General features: G+C 43.0%; 20 protein-coding genes and 2 pseudogenes. 8 read left to right on the top strand and 14 right to left on the bottom strand.

The window, feature by feature from the left end; all coding sequences use genetic code 11:
• The first annotated feature begins 291 nt into the window (after nt 1-291).
• Nucleotides 292-654: a helix-turn-helix domain-containing protein gene (locus tag D3222_RS15420; RefSeq protein ID WP_118986942.1), complete on the top strand. Its 363-nt coding sequence runs from the start codon at nt 292-294 to the stop codon at nt 652-654.
• On the top strand, nt 651-1,931 hold the full coding sequence (locus D3222_RS15415) for a type II toxin-antitoxin system HipA family toxin (protein WP_118986941.1): 1,281 nt from the start codon (nt 651-653) through the stop codon (nt 1,929-1,931). The genes D3222_RS15420 and D3222_RS15415 overlap by 4 nt, the downstream gene beginning before the upstream one ends.
• Before the next feature lie 132 nt (nt 1,932-2,063).
• Here D3222_RS15415 and D3222_RS15410 read toward each other — a convergent pair whose 3' ends face one another.
• From D3222_RS15410 to D3222_RS15385, 6 genes are all read right to left on the bottom strand, one after another.
• On the bottom strand, nt 2,064-2,543 hold the full coding sequence (locus D3222_RS15410; RefSeq protein WP_118986940.1) for a nuclear transport factor 2 family protein: 480 nt from the start codon (nt 2,541-2,543) through the stop codon (nt 2,064-2,066).
• A gap of 34 nt (nt 2,544-2,577) precedes the next feature.
• On the bottom strand, nt 2,578-3,183 hold the full coding sequence (locus D3222_RS15405) for a TetR/AcrR family transcriptional regulator (RefSeq protein ID WP_118986939.1): 606 nt from the start codon (nt 3,181-3,183) through the stop codon (nt 2,578-2,580).
• 525 nt (nt 3,184-3,708) lie between these two features.
• On the bottom strand, nt 3,709-4,035 hold the full coding sequence (gene yciH, locus D3222_RS15400; RefSeq protein ID WP_118986938.1) for a stress response translation initiation inhibitor YciH: 327 nt from the start codon (nt 4,033-4,035) through the stop codon (nt 3,709-3,711).
• Complete coding sequence (pyrF, locus tag D3222_RS15395; RefSeq protein WP_118986937.1) at nt 4,025-4,771, bottom strand: orotidine-5'-phosphate decarboxylase; 747 nt, start codon at nt 4,769-4,771, stop codon at nt 4,025-4,027. Before pyrF ends, yciH begins: the two co-directional genes overlap by 11 nt.
• Nucleotides 4,772-4,815: 44 nt before the next feature.
• Nucleotides 4,816-5,985 carry a lipopolysaccharide assembly protein LapB gene (gene lapB / locus D3222_RS15390; RefSeq protein ID WP_118986936.1) on the bottom strand — a complete coding sequence of 390 codons (1,170 nt, stop codon included), beginning with the start codon at nt 5,983-5,985 and terminating at the stop codon, nt 4,816-4,818.
• 6 nt (nt 5,986-5,991) lie between these two features.
• The gene (locus D3222_RS15385) at nt 5,992-6,303 is read right to left on the bottom strand and encodes a LapA family protein (RefSeq protein WP_118986935.1); all 312 of its coding nucleotides are present in this window, start codon (nt 6,301-6,303) and stop codon (nt 5,992-5,994) included.
• 432 nt (nt 6,304-6,735) lie between these two features.
• Between D3222_RS15385 and ribA the strand changes: the two genes are divergently transcribed.
• Nucleotides 6,736-7,344, top strand: coding sequence for a GTP cyclohydrolase II (gene ribA, locus D3222_RS15380; protein WP_198672829.1), 609 nt, complete (start codon nt 6,736-6,738; stop codon nt 7,342-7,344).
• Nucleotides 7,345-7,470: 126 nt separating this feature from the next.
• On the opposite strand, the gene acnA is transcribed toward ribA, so the two are convergent.
• The gene (gene acnA / locus D3222_RS15375) at nt 7,471-10,146 is read right to left on the bottom strand and encodes an aconitate hydratase AcnA (RefSeq protein WP_118986934.1); all 2,676 of its coding nucleotides are present in this window, start codon (nt 10,144-10,146) and stop codon (nt 7,471-7,473) included.
• 252 nt (nt 10,147-10,398) lie between these two features.
• On the opposite strand from acnA, the gene D3222_RS15370 reads away from it, so the two are divergent.
• Nucleotides 10,399-11,226: a hypothetical protein gene (locus D3222_RS15370; RefSeq protein WP_118986933.1), complete on the top strand. Its 828-nt coding sequence runs from the start codon at nt 10,399-10,401 to the stop codon at nt 11,224-11,226.
• A gap of 50 nt (nt 11,227-11,276) precedes the next feature.
• On the opposite strand, the gene cysB is transcribed toward D3222_RS15370, so the two are convergent.
• Nucleotides 11,277-12,251: an HTH-type transcriptional regulator CysB gene (gene cysB, locus D3222_RS15365; RefSeq protein ID WP_118986932.1), complete on the bottom strand. Its 975-nt coding sequence runs from the start codon at nt 12,249-12,251 to the stop codon at nt 11,277-11,279.
• Nucleotides 12,252-12,555: 304 nt separating this feature from the next.
• A complete protein-coding gene (gene topA, locus D3222_RS15360; protein WP_118986931.1) occupies nt 12,556-15,156 on the bottom strand; it encodes a type I DNA topoisomerase in 2,601 nt (866 codons plus the stop codon).
• A gap of 182 nt (nt 15,157-15,338) precedes the next feature.
• Here topA and D3222_RS25100 point away from each other — a divergent pair.
• A pseudogene (locus D3222_RS25100) lies at nt 15,339-15,696 on the top strand (DUF2498 family protein).
• 93 nt (nt 15,697-15,789) lie between these two features.
• Here D3222_RS25100 and D3222_RS15350 read toward each other — a convergent pair.
• The 4 genes and pseudogenes from D3222_RS15350 to D3222_RS15335 all read right to left on the bottom strand — a co-directional run bounded on the left by D3222_RS15350 (nt 15,790) and on the right by D3222_RS15335 (nt 19,049).
• Nucleotides 15,790-16,620 (bottom strand): alpha/beta fold hydrolase, encoded by an 831-nt coding sequence (locus tag D3222_RS15350; protein WP_118986930.1) that lies wholly within the window; start codon nt 16,618-16,620, stop codon nt 15,790-15,792.
• A gap of 420 nt (nt 16,621-17,040) precedes the next feature.
• On the bottom strand, nt 17,041-18,087 hold the full coding sequence (gene sohB, locus D3222_RS15345; protein WP_118986929.1) for a protease SohB: 1,047 nt from the start codon (nt 18,085-18,087) through the stop codon (nt 17,041-17,043).
• A 359-nt stretch (nt 18,088-18,446) separates the two neighbouring features.
• Nucleotides 18,447-18,737, bottom strand: coding sequence for a NadS family protein (gene nadS, locus D3222_RS15340; protein ID WP_036777552.1), 291 nt, complete (start codon nt 18,735-18,737; stop codon nt 18,447-18,449).
• Between the two features lie 2 nt (nt 18,738-18,739).
• Nucleotides 18,740-19,049: pseudogene (locus D3222_RS15335) on the bottom strand (type II toxin-antitoxin system RelE/ParE family toxin).
• Between the two features lie 273 nt (nt 19,050-19,322).
• On the opposite strand from D3222_RS15335, the gene D3222_RS15325 reads away from it, so the two are divergent.
• Complete coding sequence (locus tag D3222_RS15325; protein ID WP_118986927.1) at nt 19,323-20,087, top strand: YciK family oxidoreductase; 765 nt, start codon at nt 19,323-19,325, stop codon at nt 20,085-20,087.
• Nucleotides 20,087-20,683, top strand: a complete 597-nt coding sequence (gene cobO / locus D3222_RS15320) for a cob(I)yrinic acid a,c-diamide adenosyltransferase (protein WP_369973525.1) — start codon at nt 20,087-20,089, stop codon at nt 20,681-20,683. Before D3222_RS15325 ends, cobO begins: the two co-directional genes overlap by 1 nt.
• 32 nt (nt 20,684-20,715) lie before the next feature.
• On the opposite strand, the gene rluB is transcribed toward cobO, so the two are convergent.
• Nucleotides 20,716-21,648, bottom strand: coding sequence for a 23S rRNA pseudouridine(2605) synthase RluB (rluB, locus tag D3222_RS15315; RefSeq protein ID WP_118986926.1), 933 nt, complete (start codon nt 21,646-21,648; stop codon nt 20,716-20,718).
• Nucleotides 21,649-22,163: 515 nt separating this feature from the next.
• Between rluB and D3222_RS15310 the strand changes: the two genes are divergently transcribed.
• A partial coding sequence (locus D3222_RS15310) for a two-partner secretion domain-containing protein (RefSeq protein WP_118986925.1) occupies nt 22,164-25,199 on the top strand: 3,036 nt, incomplete at its 3' end.

Below are 25,199 nucleotides of genomic sequence, written 5' to 3'. Positions count from 1 at the left end.
TGAGTGAGTGCAGCCAACAAAGAGGCAGCTTGAAAGATAACGGGTATATAATATCAGATCCTCTCCCGGTAGCCGTTCTTGGTCGCCTTGATGTAGATAACTTATTATAAGTAATGAATTCACTAGCATTTATTTTATAAAGGTCTCATATAAAACTCCAAAGTATCTTAAATACCTTTATGAGATTTATATAAAGCTCTTAAAGTTTTCTCCTTTCATATCAGGTTTTGGTAAAATAAGAGGTATAATAAAGTCTCTTAGCTACCAAATTTAAACTTAGGAGATGTGTTTGTGGCTCTAATTATTTATACCGAATCGGAGTTGCTGGCAGAACTTGGGCATCGCCTCCGGGAACATCGGCTACGCCGTAACATGCTCCAGACAGAGCTGGCACGCAGGAGCGGTATTTCCGTCTCGGCGCTCAAAAAACTTGAAAGCAGCGGGCGGGGCACGCTTGAAAATTTCATGAAGGTCGCCTTTGCTCTGCGGCTGGAGAACGAAATTAAGTCCCTGTTTATGCTACAACCGGCCAGCATTGCTCAACTCGAAGCCATGAAAGCGCCGGTTCGCCAGCGCGCCCGGCGAACCCAACATTCGTCTCGGAAACCCTCCGGCAATGGCCGCGCTCATCAATCAGGAGACTTAAAAAAATGACGACGAGAAACTTTCAGTACCGATCACTGGACCAACTACAAGTGATCTACAACGGTCATGGGGAACAGTGGATATTGGGTCATCTGGCCGAAAGTACCGGGCATGGCCGCTATTTATTCGAGTACACCCACAAAGCTCTTGATAGCGGCATCGAATTCTCGCCTTTGCGACTACCGCTTTCCACTGATACTTACGCGAATTTTGAATACTTTCAGGACTGGCTCCCCGGCTTCATCGCAGATTCCCTGCCAGATGGGTGGGGACGGCTGCTTATGGACCGGTTCCTTCGCCGTAATCATGTCGATCCTGGTCGGATTTCCGTTCTGGAACGCCTGGCATTGCTCAGCGATAACACGATGGGAGCTCTGACTTACCAACCTGCCCTGCCTTTACCAGACGACCAGGAAGACAAATATAGTATTCTGAACTTGACCGGGCTGGCCAAGCAAATCCGTCAGGAAGTAACTGGTCAGGACTCGGAGGCACTGCGTGAACTTTTCCTGCTTGGTGGCTCGCCTCACGGAGCCAGACCAAAAGCACAGGTAGAATATAATCCATCCACCGGACAGATGAAAACGACTGCGTTCTCAGGGAGTGAGCCTTGGTTGGTCAAATTCCCCGCAGCAGAGGAAAATCCTTGGGTCTGTGCCCTTGAAGAAGCGTATGCCTGTACCGCCAGAATGGCGGACATTGATTTCCCCACAAGTCACTATTTCCGCCTTGAAGGAGAACTCGCGGCCTTTGGTGTCCGGCGGTTTGATCGTGAGAATGGAATGCGAGTGCCAGTACTGAGTATGGCCGGTGCCCTACATGCCGACTTCCGATTACCCTGTATGGATTACATAGATATCCTACGGGCGACTGGCTCCATCACACGCTCTGTTATTGAGCGAGAAATCCAGGCCCGGCGTATGGTGTTCAACGTGTTGATGCATAATCGTGATGATCATGTGAAGAACTTCTCCTTCATTTTGAATGAAAGCAATGAGTGGGTAGTTTCCCCCGCCTATGATCTGACCTTCGCGGACGGCCCCGGCGGACAGCATCAAACCTCGGTGACCGGCCACGGAACGGATATCACCCGCACCATGTTGCTTAAGGTTGCCAAAGATGCGGGCATCACGCCGACCAGAATGAACAACATCATTGATGAAGTAGCGGATGTCGCCGCCAACTTCGCTCATACTGCACGGAATGTAACTGATGATATTCCCACTGACGAACTTCATCAGGTCACGAACTGCATTAACCGAAATCTGTCCTGCCTCAAACGATAAATTCAGGGGACGAATCTTCTGGATTCTTCCGTTAATCAGAATCCGACGGCAGGGAGTACCGCACATTGGCAGCTTCCCGGCCGTCACCAAAAAAAGTGGCAGCCAAACCTACAGCTTTATACTGCGATTAAATTACAATCCCAATTCAGATAATCCAGGATGATCATCAGGACGGCGGCCTAAAGGCCAATGAAATTTGCGTTCAGATTCTTTTATCGGCAGATCATTAATGCAGGCATAACGGTTATACATCAAGCCATCTTCGTTAAACTCCCAATTCTCATTACCATACGAGCGAAACCAGTTACCGGAATCGTCATGCCATTCATAAGCGTAACGAACCGCTATCCTATTATCAGTAAACGCCCAAAGTTCTTTAATTAAGCGATATTCATGCTCTTTCGCCCATTTTCTGGTTAATAAACCCTGAGCCTCTTTACGGCTATGCACGAATTCAGCACGATTACGCCAATGGGTATCCAATGAATAGGCAAACGAAACCTTTTCAGGGTCACGGCTATTCCATCCATCTTCCGCTAAACGGACTTTTTGAATAGCGGTTTCGCGGGTAAATGGCGGTACCGGCTGGCGAATTTCTTTTGTATCAGACATATTGTCTCCTAATTAATTATAATTAAATTTTCCATTAACTCACATCGTATTTATTCAGCAATGCCTTAGCAATATTCATTGCTTCTAAAGCATAATTTCCATCATTCATTACATGAGCCGTTGTAATAGCGCCTTCTATCAGAATCAAAAATCTTCTGGCTAAATCCACCGATGAATCTGGCGATATTTCTTCACAAATAGAAAGCACGTAAGTAAAAATTTTCTCTTTATGTTCCTTAGCAATGACTCTTACAGGATCATCAGGATTAGGGCGTTCACCGGATGTATTGATAAATGCACATCCTCTAAAATCATCACTTGCGAACCATCTTTGTAATACCAGAAAAATATTCAATAATTTCTCTTTAGGTGTTTTATATTCGGCTAATGACGAGGTAAACCACCGCATCCAGCGCTCATCTCGCCGACGAAGAACTTCTTCAACCAACCCCTCTTTCGTACCGAAATAACGATAAATCGTCTTACGTGAAGAACCTGTCGTGCGCGTTATCAGATCGATACCTGTCGCTGCAATCCCCCTTGTGTAAATCAATTCCTCAACAACATCCAACATGTTTTCCCTGATGTTGGGCGCTTGCTCACCTTCCATGTTTTTCATGGTAGAACGATCATTCTCCACAGTCAACCTCTTTACTAAAAAAATGGATTTAAATTATTATCTCTATGATTTAAAAAGTAATTATGATACTCATCGCCTTTATCATCAAAACTGCTCATTTATACATGAGAACAACCTTAAATAATGATCTTATCAGAGAAATGAAGAAATAATATTAAATTTCCTACTACCATTTCTTGTTTATTATTTCAATTAAAAAATTGAAAGTTATTTTTTCCTCTTAAAAATAATATCAACAAATTATTCCAATAGAATATTTATAATAATCCACCTTGCCTCTTTATTGTGAATTGTTTTTTAATTGAAACGCTTAGGAATATTATTAATAAATATATTAAAACGCTACCAATAATTAGACTCAGGAATGAAATATACCTAATAGATTTCGAGTTGCAGCGGCGGCGGCAAGTGAACGAATCCCCAGGAGCATGGATAACGATGTGGCTGGGGTGAGTGAAAGCAGCCAACAAAGCAGCAGCTTGAAAGATGAAGGATATAAATGAAGGGCGAATATCCGCCCTTCTATCAACCACCCGCTAATTTAACTGTCATACCTTTAGCTTCAAGTAACTGTTTCAATAAATCTCTTTTATCGCCCTGAATTTCGATCTCACCCTCTTTCACTGAACCACCACAGCCACATTTTTTCTTCAATTCAGCCGCCAGCTCAACTAGTGTCTGATCATCAGCATCAATCCCGGTAATCACGCAAACCCCTTTTCCTTTACGGCCACTGGTTTGACGCTGAATACGAACAATGCCATCCCCTTTTGGACGACGAGGTTTAACCACTTCTTCCTGAATACGCCCTCTGTCTGTGGAATAGACCAACCGCGAATTATTATCTTGCATTAATCACTCCCGCAATAGATTGATTAATTTGACGCAATGCGGCCGCGGGATCGGCGGCACGGGTAATCGGACGCCCAATAACCATATAATCAACACCAGACAATACCGCCTGTTCTGGCGTCATGATACGGCGCTGATCGCCCGCATCACTGCCCGGCGGGCGAATTCCCGGAGTCACTAATTGAAAATTCCGACCACAAACCTTTTTCAGTTGCCGAACTTCATGCGCGGAACAAACCACACCATCCAGCCCACATGCCTGAGTCAGTTTTGCCAACCTTTCAGCCTGTTGCGCTGGTGTCATATCAATACCAATGCCTTGTAGATCCGATTGTTCCATGCTGGTTAATACCGTGACAGCAATTAACAACGGAGCATCATGACCATAAGGTAGCAGCGCCTCTTTCGCCGCTGTCATCATTCTGGCACCACCACTAGCATGTACGTTTACCATCCAAACCCCCATCTCAGCAGCAGCGGCTACCGCTCTGGCGGTGGTATTGGGAATGTCATGGAATTTCAAATCCAGAAATACTTCAAAACCCCGTTGATGCAGCAACTTAACACACTGCGGACCATGCAGGGTAAACATCTCTTTACCTACTTTCAGACGGCAATCCCGTGGATCAATTTTGTCGGCAAAAGCCAGCGCCGCATCTTGGTTGTCGTAATCTAAAGCAACAATGACAGGCGAGCTAATCTGTCTACCAAACGATGTTAAGGTATGAGATGTCATTTTTTAACCTTTTTAACTAACAAAGCAATATTATGGTGACACTGTCACTGACCATCTAATCCACGGATCGGTTTAATTGAATCCCACGAACGGCATGATGGGCAGTGCCAATAAAGTGAATGAGAAGTAAAGCCGCACTTATGGCAGCGATAATTAGGTTTGGTACGAATTTGTTCACCAACCATGTCCCGTAGCAAGATAATGCTTTCTTTCGCCCGCCCCTCTTCTGCCTCAGCCAAATGGTAATCCATCAGGCGATAAAACAGACGCATGGTCGGATGACGCTCTAATCGATGGTTGATGTAAATTTGCGCAACTTCATGCCCTTCTTGCTGCTCGACAATATCAGCCAGCAAAAGTTCGGCCGCTGCCCCACAATCCTCCTCGACACAACGTCTCAGGAAATCTTCCCATTCATCCATCTGATTCAAATGCTGGTAACACTCCTGGAGAATAGGCAACACCTCACTCACCAACTGTTTATCCTGATCAAGAACAGATTTTAAAGCATCCGCCGCTTTGTTGTACTCTTGCCGGGCCATAAACAGGCGCCCCAACATGATAGAAACTCTGGCGCAGTTTTTATCTGCCTGAACCGCTTTATTGAGATAACCGATAGCCTCGTCAAGATCATCACCGCTCATCTCCTGTAAAGCGAGTTCACAATAAAAATGCGCAATCTTTTCCCGTAAATCATGTTTGCCAGATTTGACCAGTTTCTCTGCGATATCAATGGCTTTTTTCCAATCACTGGTTGATTGATAAATAGTCAGCAATGATTGAAACGCATTTTGCCGAAAGTCTTTTTCATTCACCAATTGAGCAAACATATTTTCAGCACGATCATACAAACCCGCGGACATATAATCGCGGCCCAATTGTTGCGTGGCAAGCAAACGCTGATCAAATGTCAGAGAAGCGCTTTCCATAAGAGATTGATGAATACGGATAGCCCGTTCTACTTCTCCCCTGGAACGGAATAGATTCCCCAAAGTCAAATGCGCTTCAAAAGCAGAACTGTCCTCTTTAAGCATTTCAAGAAACAGATCCACGGCTTTATCTTGCTGGTTAGAAAGGAGAAAGTTAACCCCGGCAACATATTCCCGTGATAAGCGATCAGCATTTTGTTGCTTATCCTGTTGAGCACTTCTGCGCCCCATATACCAGCCATAAGCAGCGGCCACAGGAAGCAACAGAAACAACAGCTCTAACATAGGAGTTTATTCCTTGCTAAGTGCAAGCGATGAATGAGTAACCGAAGGTTCAGCAGGTTGCTCCAGTTGCGCTTCAAGTCGCTTAATCTTGCGTTCAGCTCTGCCTAATGACAAACGAGCACGAAGATAAAATAATCCACAGATAACCCAACCTAACACGAAACCGCTAGCAAACAATACAGCCAAAAGTGTAGATACAGAATAATTCCCCTTAGCAATCAGATAGTTAAATGTAACGATCTGATTGTTATTTGATCCAAGAGTCATTGAGATGACAAAGATCACCAATACCAGTAATAAAATCAGAAAATATTTCACATTTTTTCCTGTTATCTATTGTTGCTTGGACATTATGCTGGATAACGGCTCATTAAATTAGCATTTCCAGTCTGGATAAAGGAAGCAATTTATCATGATAAATGCGTCTTTCAGCTTTTTTACGATATCTTCCCATCGATTAAGTGTAAATAAGAAGCAATTATACCGCCAAATCTTGTTTGGTAAATTGATTCATATCTGGCACCGGATTATTTTATACACATTTTAAAAACCTGTTCAGCGTTAACATGTTAGTGTTATCACTGCCATTTATACATGATTATTTCAAAGTTTTTGACAGATAATTTGCAGTAAATATGGCAAAATATAGCCGCATTATAATCAGAGAAAATCTTTTACGCAGTGTCCACTGATTTCCCAGACCGGTATTGTTTTTCACATCTATGTCTTGTAACGAGTCTGAATCAACATATGAACAATAAAATGCAATTAAAACGCGTCGCTGAGGCCAAGTTACCCACTCCTTGGGGTGATTTCTTAATGGTCGGCTTTGAAGAAACCGCCACAGGTCGAGATCATGTCGCATTAATATACGGTACTATTTCTGGCAATGAACCTGTCCTTTCCAGGATCCATTCAGAATGTCTGACCGGTGACGCCCTGTTTAGTCTACGTTGTGATTGCGGTTTTCAACTTGAAGCCGCCCTTGCTCAGATTGCTAAAGAAGGGCGAGGTGTATTACTTTACCATCGGCAAGAAGGCCGTAATATTGGCTTAATCAATAAAATTCGTGCTTACGCGTTACAGGATAACGGTATCGATACTGTAGAAGCTAACCATCAATTAGGTTTTGCCGCCGATGAGCGTGATTTCACCTTATGTGCAGATATGTATAAATTACTCGGTGTTCAAGCTATTCGTCTGCTGACAAATAATCCCAAAAAAGTGGAAATCATGACCGAAGCAGGTATTTATATTGTAGAACGTGTTCCATTAATTACCGGCCGGAATCCTAAAAATGCTTATTATTTGGATACCAAAGCCAGAAAAATGGGTCATTTGTTATCTGAGCAAAATTAGCAAAAACCGCCGTAAACCCTTGCCCAGTGCGAGGGAGAGAATCCCCGGGAGCATAGCGAACTATGTGACCGGGGTGAGCGAGTGCAGCCAACAAAGAGACAACTTGAAAGATAACGGGTATAAAAATTATTTCAACATGTGGCGAATAACGTAATGCAAAATACCGCCGTGGTGGAAATAATCCAGTTCAGTTCTGGTATCAATACGACACTGAGCATTAATGATTTCCTTACGCCCATCGGGATAAGTCACTTTCACCGGTACAATCCGTCCCGGCTTGAGGTTATTCATCCCTTCAATATCAATTGTCTCATCCCCTCGCAGATTTAACGTCTTACGATTTACGCCCTGAGGAAATTCCAATGGCAATACCCCCATACCAATCAAGTTCGAACGGTGAATACGCTCAAATGATTCCGCAATCACCACCCGGACTCCCAATAATCGAGTACCCTTCGCAGCCCAGTCGCGGCTCGAACCAGAACCATATTCTTTGCCCGCAATGATAGCCAATGGTGTTTTCTCTTCCTGATAACGCATAGCCGCATCATAAATCGCTAATTGCGTCCGTGATGGAATATGGCGGGTATATCCGCCTTCTACACCAGAAATCATCTCATTACGGATACGGATATTGGCAAACGTTCCGCGCATCATGACCTCATGATTGCCGCGCCTTGAGCCGTAGGAGTTAAAATCCTTAGGTTCAACACCATGTTCCTGGAGATAACGCCCTGCCGGACTGTCAGCTTTGATATTCCCTGCCGGAGAAATATGGTCTGTTGTTACAGAATCCCCAAGAATAGCCAATATATTCGCGCCATGAATATCCGTTATTGCTTCTGGCTCTACGGTCATCTCATTAAAGAATGGCGGGTGGCGAATATAAGTAGAATCAGGCTGGAAGTGATAAGTTGCAGAACTCGCAACGTCCAGCGACCGCCATGTTTCATCACCATCAAAGACTTCCGCATACTCTTTGTGAAACATATCAGCCTTAATTTGATCGACAGCTTCAGCAATTTCTTTGCTATCAGGCCATATATCCTTCAAATAGATATCATTGCCTTGTTGATCTTGACCAAGAGGATCTTTAGTCAAATCCTTTTTCATGCTGCCAGATAAAGCATACGCCACAATTAACGGCGGCGACGCTAGCCAGTTAGTTTTTATCAGAGGATGGATACGACCTTCAAAGTTGCGGTTGCCAGAAAGGACTGCACCAACGGTAAGATCAGCTTGCTTAATCGCAGTTTCAATAGATTCAGGCAGTGGCCCAGAGTTACCAATGCAAGTTGTGCAACCGTAACCAACCAGATTGAAGCCCAGTTTCTCCAGATACGGCATCAAACCCGCCAATTCAAGGTAATTTGTTACTACTTTCGAACCGGGCGCCAATGAGGTTTTCACCCAAGGTTGGCGTTTAAGCCCCTTCTCAATCGCCTTTTTCGCCAACAACCCTGCGGCCATCAGCACACTGGGATTAGATGTGTTGGTACAAGAAGTAATCGCCGCAATGACGACAGCCCCCTCTTCTAACTCATACTTCTGGTTATCCTGATTAACTGACGCTGAGGCGGCTTTCCCCTGGGATTTATTCATTTCCAGATCAATGGCTGACTGAAACACCTGAGGTACTCGCGCTAAAGCCACTCTGTCTTGTGGACGTTTCGGCCCGGCGAGGCTCGCTTCCACCGTCGACATGTCCAGCTCAAGACTACGGGTAAATACCGGTTCATCACCGGAATTTCGCCATAATCCTTGGATCTTACAATAGGCTTCCACCAGCTCAATCTGCTGTTCTGTACGCCCTGTCAATCGCATATAGCTTAGGGTAATATCATCCACCGGGAAGAAACCGCAAGTTGCACCATATTCCGGTGACATATTGGCAATGGTTGCCCTGTCCGCCAACGGCAAATCAGCTAATCCATCTCCATAAAATTCAACAAATTTCCCGACCACGCCATGTTTACGCAGCATTTGAGTCACTGTCAGTACAAGGTCTGTTGCAGTAATCCCTTCGCGTAACTTGCCGGTAAGTTTAAAACCCACCACATCAGGAATAAGCATGGAAACAGGTTGCCCTAACATCGCCGCTTCAGCTTCAATACCACCGACACCCCATCCCAGAACACCGAGACCATTGATCATGGTGGTATGAGAATCGGTACCAACCAAGGTATCAGGATAAGCCAGCTCCCGTCCGTTATGCATTTCATGCCAAACCGTTTTACCCAGGTATTCCAGGTTTACCTGATGGCAAATTCCGGTTCCTGGCGGGACAACACGAAAACGGTTAAAGGCTTTTTGCCCCCAACGCAGAAAGAGATAACGCTCATAGTTACGTTCCATTTCTAATTGAACATTTTGTTCAAAGGCTTTTTGCGTGCCGAATTTATCCACCATGACTGAATGGTCAATAACCAAATCAACGGGTGATAGTGGATTAACTTGTTCAACATCACCACCAAGGCGCTGAACCGCTTTTCTCATGGCCGCTAAATCAACAACGGCAGGCACCCCGGTGAAATCCTGCATTAATACACGTGCTGGCCGGTAAGCAATTTCTCTGTCTGCATGGCCGGTATTTTGCCAATCAACAATTGCTTTCAAATCATCATCAACAACAGAATTGCCATCAATATTGCGAAGAAGATTTTCCAGAAGAACTTTCATTGATTTGGGCAAACGGGAAATATCACCCAAATGTTTCGCAACCAGTGGTAAGCTGTAATAATCATATTGTTTACTTGCAGCGGAAAGTGTTGAAACACAAACTTTTTTCAAATCAAACGACATAACTCCTCCTTCTTCTTATACTGGCATAACTCAAAACCACCTTAATGATAATGGCACAAATTAAACATAACATATAAGCAAATATTTGTTTCTTATTACCGCACAATAGGTCAATTCAGTGTATCTATCAGAATTTCAGTAACAAATTTTGATAATTTAGCCGGGTAAACAATCGAATGATAATCAGCTAGAATTAACCCGCTAACAATTCAATTGGATTCAAATTATCAATAAAAAAACAAGGGCAAAATAATGGATATAAAAAACGCAATTACGAATAATCAGGAACATATCGCAAAAATCAATGAAGCTAATACGTTCTTTCACATCGACGACGCTTATTTTAATATAGAAAATACTAATAAATATAATGAAAAGGATGGTTTAGTTCAGTTCATTATAACCAAACAATTATCTGATAAACCAGATGTTATAGAGAAAACTAATAGCTTAAGTCAAACATTAATTGCACTTTCCTCCATCGCAACCAATTATGTCAATAAATACGCGGAAAAGTATGGCGAGCAATATAAAACAGATATGGACTTTTGGACTAAAGTCGTTAACAAATTACCTTTAATGGGTACGAGTAAAGTTGAATCAAAAAGCTACACTGATTCGTTAAACGGTTTAAGCATCTCAAAAAGTTTCCTTAATTTCATTATGAATGTGGTTGTATTCGAAAATACAGATATGCTGCCAGATTTCGCTAACTTTCTTACCAAGCAAGGGGAAACGATTCGTTTAGGCATACGGAAAAATAAAGGTTTTTATTCTACTGTGACACTGACGATTGCTATCGATACTTTGATTGTAGGGGAGAAGACGATATATATTCCGAAACTAAAACTCTATCGAGTTAATTTTGATAGCACTAATTCAAACTTTTTATCAAGCTGTGCTTCTAATGAAAATATCAATATTGATTTTGAGTATTCATCCTTAATATCGGTTTTAGACTATGAGGCGCTCGAACATCCAGAGATTAAAGCCAGTTTTGATAATTTCATCAACAAACAAAGAAAAACATCAATAGAAGATTCTGATGATTTCTTCAGTGGTGAGTTTGAATCCATCTGATAAACAAAAGTAGGGAGCCAATAGCAATCATTAGCTCCCTAATTATTTTATTATACGATAGGTAATTTGATATCTTTGAACATGACTTCGATATCTTCATTTGAGCGTAAAGCAACTGCCTGATCAATAACATCACGCGTTAGATGAGGCGCGAAACGCCACATAAAATCATACATGTAGCTACGCAAGAAACTACTGCGACGAAAACCAATCTTAGTTGTGCTGTAGCTAAATTTATCACGCATATCAATGCAAACAAGGTCTTGATCCTGCACCGGATCAACCGCCATGTTGGCAATAACCCCCACACCTAATCCTAACCGGACATAAGTTTTAATGACATCAGCATCCGTCGCGGTAAAAACAATTTTAGGCTTTAAGCCCACTTTATCAAATGCGACATCTAACTCAGAACGACCGGTGAAACCGAATGTATAAGTGACCAGTTGATATTCAGCCAATTCTTCAATTGAAACACTCTCTTTACCTGCCAACGGGTGATCCGATGTCACCACCAGCGTCCTGTTCCAATGGTAACAAGGCAACATTATCAAATCTTCATATAAATGCAGTGCCTCAGTTGCAATAGCAAAATCAGCACTACCTTTACTCACAGCTTCGGCAATTTGCGTTGGCGACCCCTGATGCATGTGTAAAGAGACCTGCGGATAACGTTCAATAAAGCCTTTAATCACAGGAGGTAATGCATAACGGGCCTGTGTATGGGTAGTAGCAATATATAGCGAACCACGATTCGGATAAGTATGTTCACTAGCAACTGACCGTATTGCATCAATCTTAGATAACACTTCACGAGAAATTCGGACAACCTCTTCACCTGCGGGAGTAACATGCGTCAGGTGTTTACCACTACGGGAAAAAATCTGAATGCCTAATTCATCTTCAAGCATTCTAACCTGCTTACTGATCCCTGGTTGAGATGTATACAGTCCTTCTGCCGTAGATGAAACATTAAGGTTGTGGTTTACCACCTCCACGATGTAACGAAGCTGTTGCAATTTCATATAAACACCATCCCAAAATAAACGCTGTGAACAATTATGACTTAGAAACCTAGACTGATATTGCTGTTTGCTATTTATTATAACGAATAGAAATAATATTGTTGCCGCATATAACCACTATAACACGATTATATATTTATATAACGAATAATTAAAAATTCATAATGAATGTTTAGCGGGATTCTAATTCATATATTTTAAGATAATGCCGATAGGCGAAAAAAGCCAACCTATAAGGTTGGCTTAATAGAAGAAAATAATCCCTTTCCTGAGAAAAAGAGAGTGTTGATTCTATCAGAAATTGTTACTTTTTATCTTTCTCAACCCATTTTCCATCAACATAAAACGCACTCCACCCCGTTGCCTTGCCATTTTTCTCTGAAGAAGCATATTGCTGTTTAGTCTTACGGCTAAAACGGATAACTGTTTTATTGCCTTCAGCATCCGCCACGGGCGCATCAGCCAGATAGCGTAATTTCTCCGGCAAACGCTCTTTAAAACACGCTAACTCTTCTACCAACGGCGCTCTGGTTTCTCTGGATTTAGGGAAAGTATTTGCTGCTAAAAATACACCGGCCGCACCATCACGCAATACAAAATAGGCATCAGATTTTTCACAAGGAAGCTCTGGTAGCGGAACCGGATCTTCTTTTGGCGGCGCGACGTCCCCACTACGCAAGATTTTGCGGGTATTTTTACAAGTTTCATCAGTACAGCCCATGTATTTACCGAAACGCCCCATTTTCAGGTGCATTTCAGCGCCACATTTATCACATTCGATAACAGGACCGTCATATCCCTTAATGCGAAATTCACCCTCTTCCACTTCGTAACCATCACAAGCAGGGTTATTACCACAAACATGTAATTTACGTTGGCTATCAATAAGATAACTGTCCATCGCTGTACCACATTTTTTACAGCGACGACGGGCACGCAATGCGTTTGTTTCCGCCTCATCCCCTTCCAAGACATTAAGAATTTCATTTTCAGGAATAAGATTTATCGTCTGCTTACAACGCTCTTTGGGTGATAACGCATAACCAGAGCAACCCAGGAAAACGCCGGTGGTTGCCGTTCGAATGCCCATGGAGCGCTGACATGTCGGACACTCAATAGAGGTAATGACCATCGGATTAGGCCGCATACCACCATCTTCTGGCTCTTTATTGGCGACGTCTAGTTGCTCACTAAAATCCGTGAAAAACTCATCCAAAACCCCTTTCCATTCGACTTTGTTACTTGCAACCTGATCAAGCTGATCTTCCATTCGCGCGGTAAAATCATAACTCATCAGCTCGTTGAAATTCTCTTCCAGCCGATCAGTTACAATTTCCCCCATTTTCTCTGAATAGAAACGACGGCTCTCCACCCGAACATAACCACGATCCTGAATCGTGGAAATAATGGAAGCATAGGTAGACGGACGACCAATACTGCGTTTTTCCAGTTCCCTAACCAAAGACGCCTCGCTGTAACGTGCTGGCGGTTTGGTAAAGTGCTGGCTTGGGAGCAGTTGTTGCAAGTCAAGTTCAGTGCCAATGTCAACAACAGGCAAAGTGTGGTCTTCATCGCCCTTGCGCAATGCAGGCATCACTTTTGTCCAGCCATCGAAACGCAATGTACGGCCTTTGGCCCGCAATTCGAAATCACCCGCCTGTACCGTCAATGTTGTGGAATCATATTGTGCCGGTGTCATCTGACAAGCCACAAACTGACGCCAGATAAGCTGATACAGCTTCTGTGCATCCGCATCCATATCTTTCAGTTGTTCTGCCACGACATCAACGCTGGAAGGACGAATCGCTTCGTGCGCTTCCTGTGAATTCTCTCTACTGCTGTAAGTATTCGCTGTTTTCGGCAGGTATTTATCACCAAAATTATCACCGATATAACCACGAACCATATCCAGCGCATCCTGACTCAGGTTGGTTGAGTCAGTACGCATATAGGTAATATGCCCAGCCTCATACAAACGCTGGGCCATCATCATGGTCTTTTTAACACCAAAGCTTAAACGCGTGCTGGCTGCCTGTTGCAATGTGGATGTGATAAACGGCGCACTCGGTTTACTGGATGTAGGACGATCTTCACGATCAATCACTTTGTAACGGGCTTTTTCCAGTAAAGAGACGGCGGCTTGAGTTTGTTCACTAGTAATCGGCTTAAACGGCTTACCCTGCTGATGGGTCACTTCCATATGCAGTGAAATTTCGCCTTTCGCCAGCAAATCAGCATGTAATTGCCAATATTCCACTGGTACAAACGCTTTAATTTCACGCTCTCTTTCTACCACAAGACGTACCGCCACCGATTGAACACGACCGGCGGAAAGCCCTCTGGCGACCTTTTTCCACAGTAGCGGAGAAACCATATAACCCACGACTCGATCCATAAAACGGCGAGCTTGTTGAGCATTTATCCGGTGAGTATTTAATTCACCCGGATTATCAAATGCCTGTTTGATGGCATTTTTAGTGATTTCATTAAAAACAACCCGGCTAAAACGATCACCATCACCCCCAATCACTTCCCGCAAGTGCCATGCAATGGCTTCTCCCTCGCGGTCAAGATCCGTTGCGAGATAAACATGATCAACTTTTTCAGCCAGTGATTTCAGCTCTGCCACGACCTTCTCTTTGCCCGGCAAAATCTGATAATTCGCTTCCCAACCATGGTATGGATCAACCCCCATACGGTTGACTAATACAGCTTTCTCATCTTTTTTAACCTTCTTCTTAGACTTATCGGTAGATGAGCTCGAACTCTTTTGGCTGGCTGAGCCACTGGTCGGCAAATCACGGATATGACCAACGCTGGATTTCACCACGTAGTCACTCCCCAAATATTTGTTGATTGTTTTGGCCTTTGCCGGGGACTCCACTATTACAAGAGCTTTACCCATAGTTATCTTTACCTAATTATCTTTTCAGATGGTGGAATTCGCCACGCCATATCACGGTATTTAAAACCTCTTTTTATATTGCGATAGATTCTCAATATATCAACTTATTTTTATTCAGTTGATTTTCCCAAACTCGAAACATATTGAATTATCTAAGGTATTTTAGATACCGCCCATGATCTATGCAAATGAATGAAGTGCTTACCGTAAACAAAATCTTCCATTCACATGATGAAAAGTTCACACTTTACCTGATAAAAAATGATGCGCAACAAATTATTTTTGATAAGGACAGAGGGAGACAAAACGGAACAACACCGATTAAAGGTAAACAAACACTAAAAAAAGCCAGCCATATTATCCGCCAACATGAAGATTTTATTCACGGCATGTATAAGAACAAAAAGGAGATGTATTAGTCTTAATGGTGAATTTTTTCTAAGGGGAAATGGTTTACCCACAGTAAAAAGTACGGCTATTTTCAATATGTTCAAACACCTGATGCATATCCTGCCGAAACAATATTATCTCGAAAATTAATAACAAAAATTTATTGAACAATGAATAGGCAGATATATGAAAAAGATATAAAAATATATCTGCCGGGTATATAAAGCACCCCTGACGTATTAATTACGCTTCCAAGGTGAGATCAGAAAAAAAACCCGCCATCAAAGGATTAAACAGCTCTGGTGCTTCCCAGAATGGCCCATGCCCCAAGTTGAGCAAGTTATACACCTGACCAGTCCAGAGATTTTTATAGGTTATCCCGTTAATGTAATCAATATTAACAAATAAATCTTCTACACCATTAACGATAGCTAGCGGCGTTGGGTTTGTTTCAACCAACAACCGTTGATCCATAACATCCGGTGAAACCGACGATTCAGACATATACTGCCGGGCCAAACCATCGGTCCGCGCCACTACGGCTCTCAAAAATGGTTCACAAAGTGCGTTTTCTCCATACAACGCCAGGGTATAATCCGTAATCTCCTCTTCTGTCAGCGAAGCCTTACCCGATATTGCCATAAACCGGCTTGGTTTAAATCCAAGACTGACATTTTCCGCGCCTGGGCTAACCGGCGGCGTGCCACAAATCATTATCCCAACAATCCCTGGGAATCGCGGGATCAACTCCAAACCGATATGTCCCCCCAGCGACCATCCGAAAACAGCAACTTTATTGATGCCTAATTTTTCCAGTACTTCAATAATGCAGAGGGCATAGCCAGATATCGAATAGGTCCGGCGTGGATCCACTGCATTCGACGAAGCACCATGTCCTGGTAAATCAATAGCTAGAATCCGGTATTCGTCGCCAAAACAGTTAATTTGATGGCGAAAAACGTCTTTACAACTTGAATTACCGTGTATAAGGAGGACCGGTAACCCATCACCTCCCGTATCAGCAACAGAGATGACAGCATGACTGGTATGAATATCGTATTGTGAAATAGCCATAATACTTTATTTCCTTATGAATATTATTGTAAGTTGCCATTTTTCGGGGATTTTCATAGTGCGTTTAAAGACGCCTATAACGTTGTGCAAAAGTGACTTGTATTTGTTTAAAAATCAGCCAGACAGAACACATAAACGCAAAGCCAGAGTATCAACTATTGGTATAGAAAAGCCTGCGGCCCATCACAAGCAGTAAGGGGGATGTAAAGCAAATTATGTAACACCTGTAATATTTTAACAGGGCCAAAATATCTGGTTTTTCAAGGGAATAACATCATGATAATAAACGTGAGAATAAGCGTCGCTCTGTTTAATTAGCACATTACAATCAAGCAATATATCAAGGCGTCCCTCCCTGAACGTCGAAATAGAACGCCTTGGGGTACGCCAAGATAATTGATTCAAAATAGCGGAACTCAATTAAAGCAGAGGCTTCTCCCCTCTTTGCCACCAGCGTAATAACAGTTTATCAATACTTTCCATTGCACTGCCGGTGAAACGCTCTACCATGCGTTTACGGCGTGTATAACTGACACCAATAACTTCACAATTATCTATTTGAGCAATCAACAGATCATCGCTGACACCAATTTCGTCAATCAATCCATTCTCTTTCGCCTGTGAACCGTACCAGTATTCACCTGTTGCCACACTTTCCACATCAAGTGATGGGCGATGCGTATGAATAAACGTTTTAAACAGTTCGTGAGTCTGATTCAGATCTTCCTGAAATTTTTTCCGACCCTGCTCTGTATTTTCTCCCAACACAGTCAATGTACGTTTATATTCACCAGCCGTATGGAGTTCCACATCGATATCATTTTTCTTCAATAGTTTATAAATGTTCGGAATCTGAGCGACCACGCCAATGGAACCAATAATGGCAAAAGGTGCGGCAACCACACGATCAGCAACACAGGCCATCATATAGCCCCCACTGGCGGCAACTTTATCTACGACGATAGTCAAACGAATGCCTTTCTGGCGCAAACGGACAAGCTGAGAAGCTGCCAGTCCATAACCATGCACCATACCTCCAGGACTTTCCAGACGTAACAACACTTCATCTTTTGCATCTGCCACGGCCAGAATTGCGCTAATCTCTTCACGTAATGAATCGACTTCATGTGCATCCATACTGCCTTTAAAATCCAGCACATAAAGACAAGGTTTCTGTAACCCTTTATGACCTGCCTTAGCGTCACTCTTCTTCTGCTTGGATTCGAGCTTTTGTTGCTTATCAAACTCTTTCCGCCAAACTTTTCTTTCCGCTTCTGTCATGCGCGCCCGCTGCATTTGACGCTGCTTATCCCGATATGACTCACCAAGATCGGTAAGTTTCAATTCTCCTTTTAATGAGGATTTCCGCATTCCCATGCCAATACCCAATATCGCCAGAGCAATAACAGCTAACACCAGAGTAACTACTTTGGCTAAAAACAACCCGTAAAGAGATAAATACTCCACAAAATTCACCTTTTCTTCTTAACCTGAATAACTAAAATAAATACATTTAAATTTTCTTGTTTAAAAACAATTTATTATAATTGATTGTCATTCAATTAAAACAAATATGCACGCAATTATGTACAAATAAAAACGCCCAGTATATCGGTCTCACCCGTTAATTCTACACCATTAGATGGGGAAATGGGGATCAGTTCAGACGCTTGTCGTAACAGAGTTACTTGCTGTTGTTTAGCTTCATCAATCTGATGAGATTTCAAAAGGTCCTTATTAGCTACCGCACCTGAGCGGAAATAAGAAGATTTTAAGTAAAAAAAAGCCTCGAGGAAACGAGGCTTATAAATTTTTATGCGTCCTAATTACATAGATAACGCCTTTAAAACATGAACTGGATCTTTCTCTATTGCCTTTAACAAGGCTTTCGCTGGTCCAGTTGGTTCACGCCGTCCTTGCTCCCAATTACGCAAAGTTCCAACATTAACAGATATTAATTTGGCAAACCCCGTCTGGCTTAAACCGGTTGCCTGACGAATATTCTTTACTTTCACGGCTTCAACGTGAGTTTCACGAGAGGCAGCACGTTCGCCGTTAATAATTTCGTTCATCTGTGTCATACTTTCAGTTAGTCTGGAAAATAATTTACTATCCATTGTTACCACCTCTCATTTAATGCTCTCAAGACTTTCTTCTCTGATTCGCTAAGGTCATCCTTAATGCCTTTTTTATAAATCAACAACAGCCTAATATGTGAGACATCTACTTTATAGTAATAAATCATGCGTACACCGCCGTTTACCTTTACCTCTAGATATCCATCTGACTTTACGTAAGCCACCAGTATGTTGGATAACATCACCTACAACGGGATTGTCTGCAAGATATTGCTGAAACTCACGATATTCATCGTCACTTAACAACTCTTTACAATCTTCAGTGAAGATATGGGTCTCAATAAATATCACGTCTCAATGCGCCATTGGTGTACATTTGAAGCAATAATATATGCCTTTACGGTGTAAGCCAATGGCGCACATACAACATTATACATCATGTGTGCCTTTTAAATTTGCCATCCTTGGATTTTGGTAAGTACTCCGTAAAACCCCGTTCTTCAGAGGATATCAACTCCTGAGCAATCAACCTTGGCAAATTTGACTCAATATATAACTTTCTGTTTTGATAGCCCGAACGGACTCCGACGGTAAATCGCACCGTCAATAACAGGAAATCTTCAAATGTTACATTACCAACCAAAACATGACCTCCTACAACAACGTATTATTTTGGTGACAGGCGCTGGAGAGGGTATTGGTCGTGAAGCGGCTTTGACTTACGCCCGTTACGGCGCACAAGTTATCTTACTTGGCAGGACAACACACAAACTGGAAGCTGTCAAAAATGAGATTGAACAAGCAGGTGGCGCTCCTGCAACTATTCACACCATGGATCTGCTTACCGTCACAGCCGAAGAGTGCCAGGCATTCGCTGGCGATTTAGCGCAACATTACCCGCGTCTGGATGGTGTATTGCACAATGCCGGATTACTGGGGACTGTCGCACCGATGGCAGAGCAGCCAGTGCAATTATGGCATGATGTTATGCAAGTCAATGTCAATGCGACCTTTATGTTAACTCAGGCATTGCTGCCACTATTATTAAAGTCGCCTGACGGATCATTAATCTTTACCAGTTCGAGCGTTGGTCGCGAAGGTCGTTGTGGTTGGGGAGCCTATTCTGCCTCTAAATTTGCCACCGAAGGCATGATGCAAGTTTTAGCAGCAGAATATAAACACACTTCTCTACGCGTTAATTGTATTAATCCCGGCGGTACACGCACAAATATGCGCGCCTGCGCATTCCCTAACGAAAATTCTGCTAAACTGAAAACACCAGCAGATATTATGCCACTGTATCTTTACCTTATGGGCAACGATAGTCTGCATAAAACAGGTATCAGTTTTGATGCCCAACTCGGACGCAAAGCAGGACCAGCCGAATAATGACAATCAATGATAACCAGCATCAAAAAAGGCAACAACGCCTAAAAGAAAAAGTGGATTGCCGTATTGAAGCCGCCCAGTTAGAACGGGGTATTCTCATCGTTTTTACCGGCAATGGTAAAGGCAAAACCACCGCTGCATTTGGTACAGTGACCCGTACGATAGGTCATGGATTTCGTGCCGGTGTGATCCAATTTATCAAAGGTAAATGGGAGAATGGCGAGAAAAATCTGTTGGAACAGCACGGGGTAAATTTCCATGTTATGGCGACAGGTTTTACCTGGGAAACTCAAAGCCGGGAAACCGATACCGTAGCCTGCCATCAGGTATGGCGCCATGCGTTAGAGATGTTATCCGATCCCGATTTAGATCTGGTTGTCCTGGATGAACTGACGTATATGGTAAGTTATGGCTATCTTCCTCTGGAAGAAGTTATTACTGCGCTCAAACACCGACCAGAGCACCAATCCGTTATTATCACCGGTCGCGGTTGTCATCGTGAATTATTGGAAATAGCGGATACCGTGACAGAGATGCGCCCGGTAAAGCATGCCTTTGACGCCGGTATTAAGGCACAAAAAGGGATCGATTGGTAAAAGGCCCCGTTATGACACGAGGCCCAAAAAACTTAACGGCCTTTTGATGCGGTTGTTCGCCCCGCATTCTGGCGTGAACTGCCCGGACGTTTTCCTGCCGATGGACGCGATGCTACTTGAGCATGGCGTTTAACTGCCCGGCGAATCTGGTTAGCTTTAAGGCGACGCTTATCAGGTCCCACAGCTACTTTGGAAACCGTCTCTTCATTCAAACCTACTAATTGACGCAAATAGTTAATTTGCTCCAGACCCAGTTCTGTCCATCCCCCGCGTGGTAAACCTTTTGGCAAGCTAATATCCCCATAACACACACGAATAAGGCGGCTCACCTGTACACTAACCGCTTCCCAAAGACGACGAACCTCTCGATTACGTCCTTCTGTCAGCGTGACGTTATACCATTGATTCATCCCCTCACCGCCTTTAAACGCGATAGTGCGGAATGAGGCTGGACCATCTTCCAGTTGAATCCCCTTAGCCAGTTGTTTCAATTTAGCATCATCAACTTCACCAAAGACACGGACAGCATATTCGCGTTCAACTTCACAGCTTGGATGCATCAAACGATTAGCCAGCTCACCATCAGTAGTAAATAGCAGCAAACCACAGGTATTCACATCCAGACGCCCAACCGCTATCCAGCGGGAACCTAGCAATTTAGGCAGACGATCAAAAACCGTTGGCCGCCCTTCTGGATCATGACGAGTACAAAGCTCACCTTCCGGTTTGTAATAAGCCAGAACACGGCAAACCGCTTTTTGTGATTCTTTGATATTTAATATCCGACCATCAAGACGGATTTTCGTGGCGAGTTGAACTTCAATGCGATCACCTAAAGTCGCAATTTTACCGTCAACACTGACGCGCCCCTGTTGAATATAACCTTCTATTTCGCGGCGGGAACCGTGGCCGGAACGCGCGAGAATTTTCTGTAACTTTTCAGATTTCTGTGTCTTACCGCTCATTGAGCAACCTCTGTTGTCGCCTTCACAGGCGTCGTGTTATATATCAATCAATACGTTATGATGGAAATCAATCATAACAAACTGATTTTAATACATTTTATAGCATAGAATGCTATAAAATAGATCATACATTCTAATCCGTAGCCGGGCATTCTACACTAATTTCAGACACAATGATTCTCATCCAGCAATTACCCTCACGCAAAAACTGAAAGAGTCATGGCTGGCGCAAGGAAACAACATCTCCACCCTTATCGTGATTTTCCGGCATTTAATATAATAGATTCCCCATTATCAGGATTAAAAAACCGATCTCTGATCACATTTCATACCATTCATTCTGACAGTCAATTAATTACACATTAGAATGGTTTAATGATGTAACTATTAAATCATCAATATTTCCTGTGGAAAGATGACCATTTTCTCACCGCAGCCTGACCGCAGAACCGGGTCACTTATTGGTCAGTCTCACTGACTTTGTCACACTTAAAGTAAACAAAAGGGAAAGTACGATGAGTAAACGCAGCAACTCCGTGGCGAGAGGCACGAATTATCTTTTAATTTACCTGACGGCAATTCAGCCACTCCACCCGGCGATTGCCGCGGGAATAACACCGGACAATCACCATACGCAGGTACAAAATCAGGGCAATGTCCCGGTGGTGAATATTGCCACGCCGAATGACGCGGGGATATCCCACAACACCTATAAAAAGTTCAATGTCGCCACTCCAGGCGCCGTACTCAATAACGCCACTCAAGCGGCTCAATCGCAACTGGCCGGGCAACTTAACGCTAACCCTAACCTGCATGGAAAACCGGCGGAACTGATTATTAATGAAGTGACCGGCAGCGGACAATCTAACCTGCAAGGCCAATTGGAAATTTTCGGCAATAAAGCCAATGTGATGATTGCCAACCCTAATAGCATTACCTGTGATGGCTGTGGTTTTATTAATACGGCCAGTGCCACACTGACCACGGGTAAACCCCAATTTGATAAACAGGGCGCGTTGGAAGCACTGGAGGTTAAAAAAGGCCAGATTACTATTGGCGGTAAAGGGCTGGAGGGCAAGACGACGGATTATGTCGATATTATCAGCCGGGCGACTGAACTGAATGGCAAAATTCAGGCCAATAACCTGTCCCTGACGCAAGGCGCCAACCGAATCAGCTTAAAAGACGGCACAGTTAAACCTGTCGCTGGAGAAGGCACTAAACCTCAATTAGCCGTTGATACCAAAGCGTTAGGTGGTATGTATGCGAATAAAATCCGCTTGATTGCCACAGAAGATGGTATCGGCGTTAATCTGAAAGAGTTAACCAGTGACCAGCGTGATATTACCTTAAATGTTAATGGCAAAATTGAACTGGGAAATATTAAGGCTAAAACGGACCTGAATATTGTTGGCAAAGAAACCCATATTGCACCCAATATTACAGTGCAAGCGGGACGGGATATGACGCTGGAAAATACCACGCTGGATAATAAAGGCAGTGTAACCGCAGATCGGAATATGCGGATATGGGGTGATACCGTGCGTAATAGCGGTGATAAAGCCTTGCTACAAGCCAACGATAATATGTGGATACAGAAAGATGCTCAGGGAAATAAAGGTCAATTAGTCGAGAATAGATCTGCGACGATAAAAACCGTGAAGGGGGATTTGGTTGTCAGGACCCAAAAACTTAATAATGTGCGTGATGTTTTTATTGTTAAAAACAAGGAGTTAATACCTGATTCAACAGATAAAAACAGGATTGTTCATGAAACGGAAACCTGTGATTTTGGAAACCCGGTTATTCATGAAGCCGAATTAATAACGCCACTGCCTAAGAAATGGTTTGGGCGTGTTGATTTTGGTCGAGATAATATTACAGATGGGGGAATTCATGTAAATCACGCCAGAACTGAAACCAGAATTTCTGACAGTCAGCAGCCTGGAGTTATCACATCGGGAAAGAATATGTATATCAACAGTGATGAACTCTTGAATTTTGTCAGTAAGATGAGTGCCGGTAAAGATATTTTCTTGACAGGAATTAACTTTATTAATGAAAGCAGAATAACCGGCGTGCTCAATAATTACATTGTATATACTGAGAGGGAAACTGAAGGTAATGTATCTTCCAGTGGTGAAGTCTATATCAGGACAGACTTTGACAGATCAGGAAACGTGAAAACATGGGAGGATGAAAGCAATATTATTGCACCCGCAAGTGTTGTTGCTGCCGGTAATCTTGTCGCTGATTTTAAAGATAATATTAATATTCGCACACCACTCCCCTATGACATAAACGAAATGTCCCAAATAACGGTTGCAGGCGGTTATGATACGTTATCTGCTGAAAATGTGGTATTAAACTCAGGAAAAATCAGCAACAATAATATTATTAAAGCGAATAACGACATCACCCTTTTGGCAACTGACTCTGTTACATTAAACACAGGAAAAGTTATTTCCGGGGGTAATGTATCCATGATCGCCGCTAATAATATTGATGTATTGCAGAGTAAAATCAAGGGAAAAAACATTACTGTTATTAGCCGTAATGCTGATTTAAAATTGCAAGGCAATGAGACTGCCGGCTATTTCAACCACGAGGGTAATCGAATAATCAGCAGCATTGAGGCAACAGGTGATTTATGGCTAAATGCAGGTAAGAATATTATTTTTCGGGATGTATTTTTAACTAAAAGTGATAATATTACTTTGACGGCAAATAATGACATTACTATTGATAATAACAATATTGTGCTATTATCACATAAACGCATTGGCAGTATTCTCTCTAACATTAAAGAGCAAGAACTTTTTAATAACCTGTTATCTAAAGTGGGTAAGCTGGATGCAAACAGTTCTATTATGATTAACGCCGGTGGAAATTTATCGGCTAAGAGTATTCGTTTCTCCGCAGGAAAAGACATCAACTTAACTTCGGCAAAACATATTGATCTGACGCCCCGTGAATTATCGCCTTCACTGAGTAAATTATTCCCTTCATCACGTTCAGGAGAATTAAGCAGCCGATTAACCGCAGGCAATAATATCAGTGTTATCAGCGGTACGGATATCGACGGAAAGGCGGTTCAGATACAGGCAAACGGTAACACATTATTGTCCTCTGGCAGGAATATCATCCTCCTGCCCCTGCTTTACTCAGCGATTGCTTACAATGACGATGACAGACCTGAGCATTATGATGAATATAAAGATGATAGAAATCATGGCGCCGAAATCCGGGGGACTAAAAAGCTGACAATGGCTGCAAATGGAGCCATTACCACGGTGGGTTCAACGCTACTGTCTGAGGGTGATATCACGATTACCTCTGGTGGTGATATCCGTTTCGAATCGGCCCGGGATCACTTCTACAAAGATCGCGCTGATTATTTAAAAGATGACAGCATCACAGAAACCTATACTCAACAAAGTACGGAATTAACCAGTGGTGGTGTGCTGACCGTCCTTTCAAACGGCAGTATTCTTTTTCAGGCCACTAAACTGGCGGCCAAAGGGGCAATGGATATCGCGGCGAAAGGCGGT

Origin of the sequence: Photorhabdus sp. CRCIA-P01 (assembly GCF_003545805.1) — a bacterium.
Taxonomy (GTDB): Bacteria; Pseudomonadota; Gammaproteobacteria; order Enterobacterales; family Enterobacteriaceae; genus Photorhabdus; species Photorhabdus antumapuensis.
The sequence above is the reverse complement of the archived record's forward strand: the minus strand, read 5'-3'. Positions and strand labels throughout refer to the sequence as shown.